Source organism: Arthrobacter sp. P1_B4 (assembly GCF_056406555.1).
Genome location: NZ_JBFTZW010000005.1, coordinates 57787 through 72110, shown reverse-complemented (window position 1 = coordinate 72110; position 14324 = coordinate 57787). Strand labels below are relative to the sequence as shown.

The following is a 14324-nucleotide window of genomic DNA, read 5'->3' as shown; positions in this document are numbered from 1 at the left end:
CTGCTGCAACTGACTTGGATGCTGTTGGACTGGGCGCCCTGGAGCTTGAAGCGTTCGGAGTGGACGCCGTTCTGCCAGACGGCGCCTCTAGAGGACCAGGTCGTCGTAGCTCGCGCCCCGGTAGATGTCCTCAAACGTCTGCAGCGTGCGCGCGATACCGTGGCTTTCCACCATTTCGCGGCTGGTCTTGCCCATCGCATCAAGCTCGTGGTCGGGCAGCGAGAACACGCGCGTCAGCTTGGCGGCGAGGTCGTCGCTGTCGTTGGGGATAAAGAGATAGCCGTTTTCCCCGTCCCGGACCAGGTGCGGCAGCGCCATGGCGTTGGCCAGCAGGACTGGCGTGGACGCCGACATTGCCTCCAGGGTCACGAGGGACTGAAGTTCTGCGGTGCCGGGCATGCAGAACACATCGGCCGTGATGTAGGCCTTGCGAAGCTCGGCGTCACTGGCCAGGCCGAGGAACCTGACCCTGTCCTTCAGTCCGAGCCGGGCGACCTGCGCCTCCAGGGCAGGGCGGACTTCTCCGCCGCCGACGATTTCGAGGTGGATGTCCAGTTCCTTAGGCGTCTTGGCGACGGCATCGATCAGGACGTCCACGTGCTTCTCCTCCGCCAGCCGGCCGGCGAAGAGGACTGTGGGGCTGGCGTGGCGTTCCGCCGTTTCGTCGGGATGCAGCTCGTAGGCTGCGGCGTCGATGCCGTTGGAAAGGGGCAGGACCTGGCGGAGGAAGGCGTGCTGGTGCATGGCTTTGGCGGCAAGCGGCGTGGGTGTGGTCACGACGTCGGCCTGGCCCATGACCTTGCCCATGTCCCGCCAGGAGATCCGGCCCACAATGTCTTTGAACCACTGCGGGAACGGCAGGAAAGGGTTCAGGTTTTCGGGCATGAAGTGGTTGGTCGCCACCACCCGGATACCGCGCTTCACGGCCTCGTACAGGACGTGCTCGCCGATCATGTAGTGGCTCTGGATGTGCACCACGTCCGGCTGGATGCGGTCGAACAACAGCCCGATTTCCTTCTTGATCTCCCAGGGGAAGGTGACCCGGAAGTACTCGTGCGTGGGCACCGAGTGGGAGCGCAGGCGGTGGACGGTGGCCTCGTCGCTGAACTCGCTGTAGCTCGGGCCCTTGCCCGGGCGGCACGCCAGGACGTGGACATCGTGACCCCGGGCTGTCATCCCCTTGGCCAGGCGGTAACCGAACTGGGCGGCGCCGTTGACGTGGGGCGGGTACGTGTCAGCGGCAATCAGGATGGTCAGCGGGGGCTGGTTGTCGGACGTGGTCACGTGAAGAGCTCCTGGTGGTCGCTGTGCGGACAGCTGGATCAATGGCGGCCGGCTGGCAGTCGGCACAGGCGCGCCGGGCCTGCAGCCGAAGTCTGGACTGACGCCCTAGGACCTGCCCGCTGCCTTCCGCGCGTCCTTCTTGCGCTTGGTGACTTCCGGGTGGTGCCTGGAGAGGGCTATGACTCCCACGATAGCAAGCAATGCGGCCGTCCCCATGGCAATAGCCGTCACGGCTTGGACATCCGGACGCAGTTCTCCCAGAATCACGATGCCAATCGCGATGCCCACAATGGGGTCGATCACCGTCAATCCGGCGATCACGAGGTCCGGCGGTCCGCTGGAGTAGGCGTTTTGGACAAACCACGATCCCAGAACGCCTGCAGCAATGATTGCAACGACGCTGTACCACGGCACATTCAGCAGGAACTGTCCATTTGGATCGAGCAGATGCCTGCCGATGATGCGGGTCAGCACAGCCACGAAGCCGAACAGGACGCCGGCGCCGAGGATGTAGACGAAGGCGCTCATGCGGTGCCTGAACAGGACCGCGAGCGTGCCAAAGGCCGCGACCGCAATGGCCAGGAGCAGCACGATTGTCAGCTCGTCCTCGCTGCTGACGTTGTGATTCTCCTGCGTGGCGGTGACGGCCAGCAGCACGAACAGCGCTGAGCCGGTCACGCAGAGCGAGATGGCCACGACAGTTGCACGGTTCATGCTCAGGCCCTGGTCCTTGGTGTTGACCACGGTGGTGATGACCAGTGCGATCGCGCCGATCGGCTGCACCACCGTCAAGGGCGCCATGACGAGGGCGATCGCGTTCATTCCCATCCCGGCGCACAGCAGAAGAAACCCGAATACCCAGCGCGGGTTACGCACGAGCCGCAGCAGGCCGTGGGTGCTCAGCGCCAGGCCGCCGGTATCGGCCTTGACCGCACTGCCCTGGCGCTGTGCCCCAAACGCCAGGCAGAAGGCGCCGAGGACCGCAAGCAAAACCGCAACCCAGACCATCAGCGGGAGCCGCCGTCGTGCGCCCGAAGCTGCCTGCCCTTGCCGATGATCGCCCAGACGTAGTTGTAGGCCGCGATCCAGTGCCCCACGAGCCCCAATCCCAGGAAGATCCACGCGACCGTGGCATAGACGTCCGCGGCGGGCACCGGAAGCTTGGAGAGCACCAGCAGCGGCGTGCCCACCAGCAGCAGGCCCGTCCGGATCTTTCCGATGCGGCTCACCGGCAGATCCGGGTGGCCGTGGAAATAGAACACTGACAGAGCCAGCAGGACCGCGTCCGGGACCAGCAGCGCGGCGAGATACCACCACTCGACGACGCCTGCGATCACGAGGGTCACGGCGACGGCGATCAGGGAAAGCCTGTCCGCAATCGGGTCCATGACCCGTCCGAGGTTGGACATCTGATTGAAGCGGCGGGCAATGTAGCCGTCCACCCAGTCGGTACTGGCCATGACCGCGAGCACGAGGGCACCGTAGCCGTACTTGTGCTCCGAGAGGACAAGCCAGATGAATAACGGAACGCCAAGGAAGCGCACCACGGTCAGGACATTGGGAACCGTGAAGACCGAGTCGCGGTGGACGAGGGGCTGCCCGGGGCGGGCGCCGGCGCCGATGAACTTCATCGATTCCCCCTTTCCGTGGACGGCAACGGTTTGGCGTTTAGGTTCAGGGATCTGTCTAGCCCTTTATCAGCCTGCGCACCAGGACCGCGAGAGCGGCTCCAGAGGCGGCGAGCACAGCCAGGGGCTTCCAGCGCCGCTTGATCGTGTCGGCCAGGCCCTGCCCGTCAGCGGATGTGGCCGAGCCCGCCGAGGACCGGGCTGAGGCGCGGAAGCCTGCGATCTTGTCGCTGAGCTGCTCCTTGCCGTCCTGGAGCCGGACCTGGGCGGCCGCCAGCAGGATTTGGGTCTGGGTCTTGACATCGAGTTCACGGCCGAGGTCGTCGCGGACGCCGGTAAGGTGCGTGCGCCGCAGGTCCAGCCGGCGTCGGAGTTCAGCCTCTGTGGGCGGCGGTCCGAAGTCGGGCTTGGCGGCAGCCTTTGCTTCCTTTTCCGCCGTCGCTTTGGCTGCGGCGGCTTCCTTGGCGGCCTTCGCTGCTTTGTACTGCTCGGTGCTCGGATCCAGGATCCTGGCGTCGAAGGCGGAGCCTTCCCTGGCGATGCCGAGATCGTATTTAAGCCCCCGGATCGTATCCTCGGGGACCAGCGGCATGAGCTTCTTGAACTTGTTCTGCCCGATGAGCGCCCCGATCGCGGCGATAATCAGGCAGACGGCAGAGACCAACAAGGCGGCGAGCCACGCGGGCATGATGGTGGCCAGTCCCATGATCGCTGCAATGAAGAGTCCGATCACCAGGAGTCCAACAAAGACAAGGGCGACGGCGAAGAAGGCACCGGCGACGCCGAGCTGGGTCCCCTTGCGTTTGATTTCGGCCTTGGCCAGGGCAATCTCGTCACTGAGTTGCCGGGGCGCCAGCTTGAAGATCATCTTCAGGGTTTGCGGCAGCGCGGAAATCCGCAACCCGCTGCCTGTGCCGCCGCTGTGACGTCCGCTCATCGGTCCCGCCTAACTGGTGCCATCCGTCGATCCGCTCGCGCGGGCTTGCCGGGTCTGGACAGCTTCGCACAGACCCCGGTGTCAAAACTATCATTTAGGCTCTTGGGAGGCCTTTTCGGGCAAGGTGTGGCGCGCCCGCCCAGCCACCGGCCGGCCACCCCGGCGGGCCCTAGGATGGACCTCTGTGAGCACACCCCACAATCCCGGTGATTCCCTGAGCCGCCGTCGCAAATTCCTCTACATCCTGACGCTCGGCGCTTTGACCGCCCTAGGGCCGTTCACGGTCGACCTCTACTTGCCCGCATTCCCGGCCCTGGAAGACAGCCTTGGCGTCTCCGCGGCCGCGGTGCAGCTGACGCTCACGGGGACGACCATAGGTTTCGCGCTGGGACAGCTGGTGGTGGGCCCGCTGAGCGACAAGTTCGGCCGACGCCTGCCCCTGATCGTGGCGACGGCGGTCCACATCGCGGCATCCCTGGGCGCCGCGCAGTCCACGGACATCGCCACGCTGGGTTTCTTCCGTGTCCTCATGGGTGTCGGGGCTGCCGGAGGCGGTGTAGTGGCCATGGCCATGGTCCGTGACCTGTTCAGCGGCTACGCGATGGTGCGGATGTTCGCAAGGATGGCCCTGGTCAACGGGCTGGCCCCGATCCTCGCCCCGGTCATCGGCTCTCAGCTGCTGTTGCTGATGCCCTGGCCCGGCATCTTCTTGTTCCTGGCCGCCTACGGGACCTGCGTCATCATCGCGGCCCTCTTCGTGATCCGGGAGACCCTGCCGCCGGAACTGCGCGGCAAAACCGGGATGACCATGGGCCAGCGTTATAAGGTGCTGTTCTCCGACCGGATCTTCGTAGGCCTGCTGCTGGTGGGCGGGATGAACTTCGCGGGCCTCTTCACCTACCTCTCCGCCTCGCCGTTCCTGTTCCAGAATGTCTACGGGTTCACGCCACAGCAGTACGGCCTGCTCTTTGGCGTCAACTCGCTGGGCATCGTGGCAGGCGTGCAGACCAGCGCGCGGCTCATCAAGCGCGTCCCGCCGCAGTGGATCCTGGCTTGTTCCACGGCCTGGATGTTCGTCATGGCCGTCATGATTGTCGTCTTCGACCAGCTGGGGTTCGGGCTGTGGGGCGTCCTGGTGCCGCTGTGGTTCTACATCCTGGGCGCCGGTTTCACCTTCCCCACCGTGCAGGTCCTGGCCCTGGCCAAACACGGGGCCCAGGCCGGAACCGCGGCTTCACTGCTCGGCGCGGCGACCTTCTTGATGGCTGGCCTGGTCTCGCCGGTGGTCGGCTGGCTCGGCGTCAGCTCCGCAACCCCGATGGGCGCCGTCCAGGCCGTCTGCATCCTTCTGGCGGCCGCTGCACTGTGGCTGGTTGTTCGGCCCAGCACGGTGCCACCGATTCAGTAGCCGGGCCCTCCCCCCGCGGGACATGCCCATTTATCGCGGCCTCCCCGCGGGACATGCCCATTCTTCACGGCCTCCCCACGGGACATGCCCATTCTTCACAGCCTCCCCGCGGGACATGCCCATTCTTGGCTCCCGGGGCTGGACATATTGGCACTATGTCCATCCGCCAGGACCACCACTGGACATGTCCCCAGGGGCATCCCGCCAGCACTGAGCATGTCCCCCGGGCAGCCCCAGTACAGCGAACACCGTGGCCGCGCCCTGTGCCCATGGCCCCGCCCGTCCGCCCACGCAGCCCTGTCCGTTGCCTGCAGCCCCGCGCCCCCGTTGTGCCCTGTTCGACATCCGCGGCGGGCGATAAAGTTATTTCATGCCCGACAGGCAGGATCACCAGCCCCTTCCGGCCACTTGGCAGCGGTCCGACGCCGGAATCCTGCCCCTGTGGTGGGATCGCTTGTGCGCTCAGACTAGTCCTCAGTCGGCGGCCCTGTTCGCCGCCGGCCTGTTCACCGAAGACCGCCGCCGTCCGATTGCCCAGTGGTACAACCCCGCATATGACTCCGCCCTTCTCGTGGCACCGGAATCTTCCCCGGAGTGGCCGGTGCAACGGTTCGGCATCTTCTATGCGCCCCCGGGCGGCGGTTTCACCCAGGTGCACTCGGCGCCGCATGAATGGCACCCGCGGGAGCCTCGGAAGTCCCCCACGGAGCTGGAGGCCTTCCAGGCAGCGGTCGCCGAGGCCCAGCGCTTCCTCCAGGTGGAAATGTACTTCGTCTGAACCTCCACCTGAACCGCCCGCCACTGCGTTGCCCGGCAGAAAGCCCTGGCCACAGACGGAGCAACAAAGACGAGGAAATAAAAGAGGAAACAAAAAAGGTCCCGCAGCTGGTTTTCACCGGCCGCGGGACCTGTCCGCTCCTCCTGCTGGACTTGAACCAGCAACCCTTCGATTAACAGTCGAATGCTCTGCCAATTGAGCTAAGGAGGAATGAAGCAGGTACGACATTAGCAAAGGTTTTGCCGGTAGGGAAATCGGCCGCGGGGCCAGCGCCTGCCAGTCGCGAAATACCCCTCCGGGTATAAAAAAGTCCCCGTTCCGGAACCCGGAACGGGGACTGCGCGCTCCTCCTGCTGGACTTGAACCAGCAACCCTTCGATTAACAGTCGAATGCTCTGCCAATTGAGCTAAGGAGGAATGAAGCGGGTATAAGCCTAGCAAACACCAGCCCGGGAAACGAAATCGGCGGCTCAGGCGTCCGAGCGCAGGGACCGCCGCTGCATCTCAAGTTGCATGAGTTCGCGATTCAGCCGCTGGAATTCTTCGGGGTCGGCCGAGGCGTCCAGACGCTGCAGCTGGCCCATCTTCTCGGCCTTGACCCGGGTGATCTGGAGCTCGAACAAGCGGGCGAGGATGTCCTTGCAGTAGCGCAGGACGCCTTCGGGGGTGTTGGCCGGCAGGGGCACCACGGAGAGCTCGGACACGAGCGGGCGCAGGGGCTCGGGGACCTCCTGCAGCAACTGCTCGACCCAGCGCACCGGATCCCCCGAAAACTCGAGTCCGGTGGCCCGGATGGCCTCGTGGATGGCGAGGTAGGCGGGTGTGGAGAACCGCGCCTCCGAGAAGCGCTGCCACGTCTCGCCCTCGAGCATGCCGGGTTCCTGCAGCGCGACCTCAAGCGCCTGGCGCTCCATCGCGGCCACGGGGTCCCGGGGATCAGGGCGGTTGAAGGACGGGAGTACGGCCGACGGCGGCAAGGGGGCAACGCCGGGCGCGGTCCCGGCAAAGCCGCGGCCGGACCCCGCATAGCCCTGCCCGCCGCCCTGCCCGTGGCTCTGGGCCTGGCCGCTGCCCGGCGGAGCCGATGCAGCCTGTGCGGCGCGCTTGGTCGCCGCGCCGACGGCCCTGCTGACCTCCTCGACCGGCATCCCCAGCCAGCCGGCCAGCTCCCGGGCATAGGCCGGCCGGATTCCGGCGTCGCGGATCTGCGCCACCACGGGCGCGGATTCACGCAGGGCCGCGATCCGGCCCTCGACCGTGTCCAGATTGTGCCGCTTCAGCGTGGCCCGGATGGCGAACTCAAACAGCGGGCGCCGGCTACCGATCAGATCCCGGACGGCGGAGTCGCCCTTAGACTGGCGCAGTTCGCAGGGGTCCGCGCCGTTGGGTTCGACCGCCACGAAGGTTTGTGCGACAAACCGCTGGTCCTCTTCGAAGGCGCGCAGGGCGGCCTTCTGCCCGGCGGCGTCGCCGTCGAACGTGAAGATGACCTCTCCACCGCTGCCGTCGTCGGAGAGCAGCCGGCGGGCGATCTTGATGTGCTCGGTGCCGAAGGCGGTCCCGCACGTGGCTACCGCCGTCGGAATGCCGGCCAGGTGGCAGGCCATGACGTCGGTGTAGCCTTCCACCACCACGAGCTGGCGGTCTTTGGCGATGTTGCGCTTGGCGAGGTCGATTCCGTAGAGGACCTGGGACTTCTTGTAAAGCGCGGTTTCGGGGGTGTTCAGGTACTTTGGTCCCTGATCGTCCTCGTAGAGCTTGCGGGCACCGAAGCCGATGGTGTCGCCGGCGATGTCCCGGATGGGCCAGATCAGCCGGCCGCGGAAACGGTCATAGATCCCCCGGCCGCCTTCAGAGAACATGCCGGTCAGCTTGAGTTCCGGGTCCGTGTAGCCGCGGCCGCGGAGGTGTTTGAGGAGCGAGTCCCAGCCCTGCGGCGCGTAGCCCACACCGAACTGTTCGGCCGCCGCGCGGTCGAAGCCGCGCCCGTAGAGGAAGTTGCGGCCCTCTGCGGCGCCGGGGGTGAGCAGCTGGGCGCGGAAGAACTCGTCGGCCACCTTGTGCGCGTCCAGCAGCCGCTGGCGCCGGCCGATGTCCTCCCGGTTGGGCCCGGAGCCGCCGTCCTCGTAGTGGAGCTCGAAGCCGATCCGGTGGGCCAGCTTCTCGACGGCCTCGTGGAAGGAGATGTGGTCCAGCTTTTGGACGAAGGAGATGACGTCGCCGTCCTCGCCGCAGCCAAAGCAGTGGTATCGGCCAACCTGGGGCCGAACGGTGAAGGAGGGTGAACGCTCGTCGTGGAAGGGGCACAGACCCTTGTAGGACCCGAGCCCGGCTCCCTTGAGCGTCACGTAGCCATCGATGACTTCCTTGATGTCGGTGCGTTGGCGTACTTCATCGATGTCTTCGCGTTTGATCAGGCCGGCCACATTGCCATCCTAGTCCCCGGGTATGACGCCGACGGGCCGGCCATGGTGGCCCTCACCACAGCGACGGCAGGCTGCCCACGAGACGCTCGTACATGGCCAGCGCCGAGCCGTCCGTCAGCGACGCGACCTGGTCGATGACGACACGCAGCCGCGCGGCGTCGTCGCCCGCGTCGAGCCAGTCGGCGGCGAACATCGGTTCCAGGTGGCGGGCCCCCGTGGCGCTGAGTGCGGTGACGAGGGCGTGCAGGACCTCACGCTGGCGCTCGTAGATGGGCTGCCTGTGTTCGGTGGTCATCACGAAGGTGGTGGCCAGGCCCTTCATGACCGCGATTTCCATCACGGTCTCATCCGGGACGATCAGCTCCGCGTTGTAGCGGGTCAGGTTTTCCGGGCCGTAGACCGTGCGGGTGGCCTCCAGTGCGCTCTGGCAGAAGCGGCCGATGAGCTGGCTGGTCATGTCCTTGAGCGCCGCCATGGCCTTGCGGCTGCCGTCGGCCTCGCGCACCCAGACGTCCGTGGCCTCCAGCCGGGCCAGGGCGGCGTCGATCGCGGCGGGATCGTTGTGCGGCAGGTACCACTGCTTGGCGTAGCCGACGACGCGGGCGCGGTGGTCCGGGTTGTCCATCCAGCGCAGCTGGAAATGCCCCGCGACGATCGCGTCCTCGACGTCGTGCACCGAGTAGGAGATATCGTCCGCCAGGTCCATGACCTGCGCTTCGAGGCAGGACCGGCGTTCCGGGGCGCCGTCGCGGATCCAGTCGAAGATGGGGAGGTCGTCCTCGTAGGCACCGAACTTGCTGGTCCGCTCCCCGTGGATGACCGGGGCGTTTACCGCGGACCACGGGTATTTGGCGGCGGCATCGAGACTGGCCCGGGTCAGGTTCAGGCCGGCCGGCCGGCCGTCGGCGGCGAGGACCTTTGGCTCCAGCCGCGTCAGCAGCCGCAGCGTCTGGGCGTTGCCCTCGAAGCCGCCGATCCCGTGCGCCACTTCGTTGAGGGCCGCTTCGCCATTGTGGCCGAAAGGCGGGTGGCCGAGGTCGTGGCTGAGGCATGCGGTGTCCACGACGTCGGGGTCACAGCCCAGCGCACGGCCCAATTCGCGGCCCACCTGGGCAACTTCGAGGCTGTGCGTGAGCCGGGTCCGGACGAAGTCGTCGGTATCCGGGGCCACCACCTGGGTCTTCGCGCCGAGCCGGCGCAGCGCCGAGGAGTGCAGGACCCTTGCACGGTCCCGCTCGAAGTCCGAGCGGTAGGTGCTCTTGGGCGGCTCCTCGACCCAGCGGGCCCAGTCGCGGGAGGTATACCCGTCGAGGACGGGCGCGGTGGTCCGGGTCTCAGCCACCGGAGACATCCAGTTCGGCGAAGGAAATATCGCGGGTCTGGGCATCATCCAGCGTCCGGTTCAGCAGCCAGTCCTTGGGCAGTGCCGGTTTTTTGGGCGAACCGGCGCGGCCGCGCGGACCCTCGGCGTCGCCTCCGGGATACGGCGAGTCGAGGTCCAGCTGGTCCAGGGTGCCGCGCAGCACCTCCAGGCTGGTGACGAGCGCCAGCTTGGTCCGCAGTTCGCTGCCGACCACGTAGCCCTTGAAGTACCAGGCAATGTGCTTGCGGATTTCGCGCAGGGCTTTGCCCTCGTCCCCGAACGTCTCGACCATGAGCTCAGCGTGCCGGTACACGCTCTCGGCAACCTGGCGCAGGTCCGGCCGGTGCCGCTGGTCGCTGCCTTCGAACGCGGCCATGAGGTCGCCGAACAACCAGGGCCTGCCCTGGCAGCCACGGCCGACGACGACGCCGTCCACACCCGTTTCGCGGACCATCCGGACTGCGTCCTCCGCGGACCAGATATCTCCGTTGCCGAGAACGGGAATGTCCGGCAGGGCCTCGCGCAGCCGGGCGATGGCGGACCAGTCGGCCTGGCCGGAATAGAACTGTGCTGCCGTTCGGCCATGAAGGGCGACGGCTGCGACGCCGGAATCGCGGGCAATCCGGCCGGCGTCGAGGTAGGTCAGGTGGTCCTCGTCGATGCCCTTGCGCATCTTGATGGTCAACGGGACATTGCCCTTGGAGGCTTCCTTCACCGCGGTCTGGACGATGGAGGTGAAGAGGTCGATCTTCCATGGCAAGGCCGATCCGCCGCCGCGCCGGGTGACCTTGGGCACGGGGCAGCCGAAGTTGAGGTCGATGTGGTCCGCCCGGTCCTCCTCCACCAGCATCCGGACGGCCTGGCCGACGGTGACGGGGTCCACGCCGTACAGCTGGACGGAGCGGACTTTTTCGTCGTCGTCGTGCGAAATGATGCGCAGCGACTCCGGCGTGCGCTCGACGAGGGCACGCGAGGTGACCATCTCCGCCACGTACAGGCCGCCGCCGTATTCACGGCACAGTCTGCGGAAGGCGGAGTTGGTGATGCCCGCCATGGGAGCCAGGATCACGGGGGTGTCCACCGTGATCGGGCCCAGCTTCAGGGGCGGGAGTTCCAGCTTGGGGGCGGGAGGGGTTGCTACAACAGTCACCCGACCATTGTCTCAAAGACGGGCAAATCGGCCCGGTCCCGCTCCGGCTATGTGGAAATCTCCCCGATCTGGCGGCGTTCGGTGCGGGCAGATTCGTCGTCAGCCCCGCAGTGCGGCCCGCCGCCCGCGGCGCGTGGCGCCACCGGCACCGGCACCGCCGGACCCGACTAGGTCTGGCTCGGTCTCATCCGGCCCAGTCCCAGCCKGCCCGATGCCATCCGGCTCGGTCTCCGCAGACCCGCCGCCGTCGGACCCGCCCCAGTCGGACGCACCGGCGGCGGGCGCGCGGCCGCCGGCCAGCACGCGGGCGGAAGCGGCACCGGGCGTCTCCGCGCCGCCCCTGACCGCACCGCCCCTGGCCGCACCGCCCCTGATGCCGGTGGCCTTGACCACCAGCACGGCGATGAGGGTGGTGACCGGCACGGCCAGGACGAGTCCCACGGAGCCGACGAGGGTGCGGATGACTTCCTCGGAAAGTTCGGCACTGGTCAGGGCGTCCCCGAGCGGCCGCTCGTAGAGCATGACCAGGATCAGCACCGGCAGGGCCGCGCCGGCATAGGCAAACGCGATGGTGTAGACGGTGGAGGCGATATGGTCCCGGCCGATCCGCATGGCGGACGTGAAGAGCTGCCGGGCGCTGGTTTCGGGGGCYAGTTCCCACAGTTCCCAGACGGCCGAGGACTGTGTGATGGTGACGTCGTTGAGCACGCCCAGCCCGGAAATGATCAGTCCGCACAGGATGATGCCGGAGATTGAGATGTTGTCCGAGATGTTGGTCAGGGTGGCAGCGTCGTGGCTGCCCACACCGGCGAGGTTGGCGGCGTCGGTGGCCCAGGCCGCCAGCAGCGCCGTAATGGCGAGGCCGAACATCGTCCCGAGCAGCGCCGTCGACGTGCGGGCGGAGAAGCCGTGGGCGAAGTAGAGCACCCCGATCATGATCACCGTGGATCCCACGAGAGCCAGGAGCAGCGGCGGCTTGCCCTCGACCAGCCCGGGCAGCATGAACGAGACAAGCACCACGTATGCGCCGACAAGCCCGATCAGGGCCCGCAGTCCGCGCCAGCGCGCCACGGCGATCACCACGACGGCGTAGAGCACGGCCAGGAAGATGATGGGCAGGGTCCGGACAAAGTCGACGAAGACATAGGCCGGCGCGCCCTGGCCCGCGGCGCCCTGCACCTTGGAGAGGTTCAGGTAGCGGATGCCGTCCCCGGGCTTCACGCCGTGGGACTTCGCGACGTCAGGGTTGATGACCACTTTCACCGGGTTGCCGCCCTTGTCCGGCTCGGTGTAGGCGAACGTGCATTGAGAGCCCTCGTTCGGCGGCTGCGGCGCGGCCCCGGAACCGGAGGTGCCCTGCTGGGCGGCGTCACCGCCGGCCTGGACATCCGAACAGCTGCCGACGACGACCCGCTGGATCTTGCCGGTGTCAAACGTCACCCCCGGGGCCGCCGCGTACGGGCTGGCCAGCGTGATGCCTTCCTTGCTTCCCGACGGCCACATGAAAGCCATGGCCGCCAGGGTCAGCAGCGTCAGCGGGATCAGGATGGCAGCCAGGATCCAGTTGGCCTTCTTCCGCGCAGCCAGCATTTGAGGCGTCGGCTCCGGATGTTCGTTGTGGGAGTGCGAGTGTCCGGCGCCCATCAGCAGTTCAACCTCATGCCGAAAACTTTACGGCGTGGGCGGTTCCGCTCAGGACCGATGACGCCGCGCTTACGCCGGCGCGATGTTCTGGTTGACGTGGAAGAGGTTCTGCGGATCGTATTTGGCTTTGACCTCCCTCAGCCGCTTGTAGTTCTCCCCGTAGTTCTCCGCAACCCTGGGCAGATCATCGCCGTCCATGAAGTTGATGTAGCCGCCGGGGGCCGAATAGGGCCGCAGGGCGGCCGCGTAGTCCCGCACCCACGCGATGTTTGCCTCGTTTTCCGCGGGGTCCATCCACTGCGCCGCGATCACGGGCGAAAACTTCACGTTCCGGTTGGCGAACGCCGTGTCCGTCACGCCCACCCGCTGGACCGCACCATCGATGGGGTAGAGGTGTACCGCGGTCTGCACGCTGGGGACCTTGCTGCCGTGTTCGATGTGCGCCGCGATGGCACCGTCGTTCAGTTCCGCCAGAAAATCCGCTTTCCAGTAGGCCTGCATGCCAGGGGGCTGCAGCGGGTCGAAAGCCGAGTTCAAGGCGGGGTACGGCATTGGTCCCACCATGGATCCCGCAGCCGGCGCGGCGTCCAGGAACGGCTGCCAGCGTGCCGGACCTTCCGCCGGATCACCGGTCCACATGCCGACGATGACGCACACCGGTTTGCCATGCCATTCCTCGGGCAGGAACGGAACAGGAGGACCCTGGTGGAAGCCCAGGAACGCGCCAAACTCTTCAGGGGCGGTGGCCATGTAGTCCCGGTAAAACCTCGCCACCGTCTCGGCATGCTTGATGGGATAAATGATGATGCCGGCGTGGACCATGTCCACGGGGTGCATCCGGTACTCGAACGACGTCACGACGCCGAAGTTCCCGCCGCCGCCGCGCAACGCCCAGAACAGGTCCTCGTTCTCGCTTTCGCTGGCGGTAAGGAATTTTCCCTCGGCCGTGACGACGTCGGCAGAGAGCAGGTTGTCGCAGCTGAGTCCATACTTGCGGCTCAGGTATCCAATGCCGCCGCCGAGGGTCAGCCCGGCGATGCCGGTCGAGCCGACAATGCCGCCGGGAGTTGCCAGCCCGAAGGCATGGGTCGCGTGGTTGAAGTCGGCCCACGTCGCACCCGGCTCCGCGCGCGCCGTCGCGGCTGCCGGATTAACCCGGACGCCGGTCATGGTGGAGAAATCGATGACCAGGGCGTCATCCCACGTGCCAAAGCCCGGGGCACTGTGTCCTCCACCGCGGACCGCCAGGTCCAGGGAATTGTCCCGGGCGAAGTTGACGCAGGAGATGACATCGGCCACCTGGGATACCTGGGCCACCGCTGCCGGCCTCTTATCGATCATGCCGTTGAAGACTGCCCGTGCCGCGTCGTAGCCGGCGTCGCCGGGCGTGATGATCTGCCCGCGGACTTGCCCGCGCAGGCTGTCGAACTGTGTTCCGTTCATTATGTATACCGTCGATTTCGTCGTGAGATTCGACCGGACGGTTCTCTGCGCTCCCAGCCGGCGTGGCGCCCGGAGGTTTACCTGCTCATGCCTACTCTTCCCGCATTTCCCCGTCAAGGGCGCCAGCAAATGCACCCGTGCCGGCCGCACCCATCACCGGGGGCGCCGGCTCCGAATCCACACTAGGGACCACCGGCCTTGACGGGAGGGGGCCGCAACCTATGGTTGGTAATTGACGGACGAAGGACCGGAAGGACACATAC

At 66.7% G+C, this 14324-nt stretch carries 11 protein-coding genes and 2 tRNA genes; 2 read left to right on the top strand and 11 right to left on the bottom strand.

Going from position 1 to position 14324, the window contains the following annotated elements:
• Positions 1-87: 87 nt before the first annotated feature.
• The 4 genes from AC1D1W_RS04130 to AC1D1W_RS04115 form a co-directional block, all read right to left on the bottom strand.
• Complete coding sequence (locus tag AC1D1W_RS04130; RefSeq protein WP_028278277.1) at positions 88-1284, bottom strand: glycosyltransferase; 1197 nt, start codon at positions 1282-1284, stop codon at positions 88-90.
• A 105-nt stretch (positions 1285-1389) separates the two neighbouring features.
• A complete protein-coding gene (locus AC1D1W_RS04125; protein WP_028278278.1) occupies positions 1390-2292 on the bottom strand; it encodes a DMT family transporter in 903 nt (300 codons plus the stop codon).
• The gene (locus AC1D1W_RS04120; protein ID WP_243179632.1) at positions 2292-2915 is read right to left on the bottom strand and encodes a CDP-alcohol phosphatidyltransferase family protein; all 624 of its coding nucleotides are present in this window, start codon (positions 2913-2915) and stop codon (positions 2292-2294) included. The genes AC1D1W_RS04125 and AC1D1W_RS04120 overlap by 1 nt, the downstream gene beginning before the upstream one ends.
• A 55-nt stretch (positions 2916-2970) precedes the next feature.
• Positions 2971-3849, bottom strand: a complete 879-nt coding sequence (locus AC1D1W_RS04115) for a phage holin family protein (RefSeq protein WP_476943011.1) — start codon at positions 3847-3849, stop codon at positions 2971-2973.
• Between the two features lie 184 nt (positions 3850-4033).
• On the opposite strand from AC1D1W_RS04115, the gene AC1D1W_RS04110 reads away from it, so the two are divergent.
• Together AC1D1W_RS04110 and AC1D1W_RS04105 are read left to right on the top strand one after the other, a co-directional pair.
• A complete protein-coding gene (locus tag AC1D1W_RS04110) occupies positions 4034-5257 on the top strand; it encodes a multidrug effflux MFS transporter (RefSeq protein ID WP_476943010.1) in 1224 nt (407 codons plus the stop codon).
• A gap of 370 nt (positions 5258-5627) precedes the next feature.
• Positions 5628-6035: a hypothetical protein gene (locus AC1D1W_RS04105; RefSeq protein WP_028278282.1), complete on the top strand. Its 408-nt coding sequence runs from the start codon at positions 5628-5630 to the stop codon at positions 6033-6035.
• A 137-nt stretch (positions 6036-6172) separates the two neighbouring features.
• Here the strand turns inward: AC1D1W_RS04105 and AC1D1W_RS04100 are convergent.
• The 7 genes from AC1D1W_RS04100 to AC1D1W_RS04070 form a co-directional block, all read right to left on the bottom strand.
• Positions 6173-6245: transfer RNA gene (locus tag AC1D1W_RS04100), tRNA-Asn, on the bottom strand.
• A gap of 134 nt (positions 6246-6379) precedes the next feature.
• Positions 6380-6452, bottom strand: a tRNA-Asn gene (locus tag AC1D1W_RS04095).
• Positions 6453-6505: 53 nt separating this feature from the next.
• Positions 6506-8461 carry a DNA primase gene (dnaG, locus tag AC1D1W_RS04090; RefSeq protein WP_476943009.1) on the bottom strand — a complete coding sequence of 652 codons (1956 nt, stop codon included), beginning with the start codon at positions 8459-8461 and terminating at the stop codon, positions 6506-6508.
• A gap of 52 nt (positions 8462-8513) precedes the next feature.
• Entirely contained in the window at positions 8514-9812 is a 1299-nt protein-coding gene (locus tag AC1D1W_RS04085) for a deoxyguanosinetriphosphate triphosphohydrolase (protein WP_243179636.1), read from the bottom strand.
• Complete coding sequence (gene dusB / locus AC1D1W_RS04080) at positions 9796-10974, bottom strand: tRNA dihydrouridine synthase DusB (RefSeq protein WP_018774562.1); 1179 nt, start codon at positions 10972-10974, stop codon at positions 9796-9798. Before dusB ends, AC1D1W_RS04085 begins: the two co-directional genes overlap by 17 nt.
• Before the next feature lie 99 nt (positions 10975-11073).
• On the bottom strand, positions 11074-12618 hold the full coding sequence (locus AC1D1W_RS04075; protein WP_476943008.1) for a YibE/F family protein: 1545 nt from the start codon (positions 12616-12618) through the stop codon (positions 11074-11076).
• Between the two features lie 69 nt (positions 12619-12687).
• On the bottom strand, positions 12688-14061 hold the full coding sequence (locus AC1D1W_RS04070) for an FAD-binding oxidoreductase (RefSeq protein ID WP_476943007.1): 1374 nt from the start codon (positions 14059-14061) through the stop codon (positions 12688-12690).
• Positions 14062-14324 lie beyond the last annotated feature (263 nt).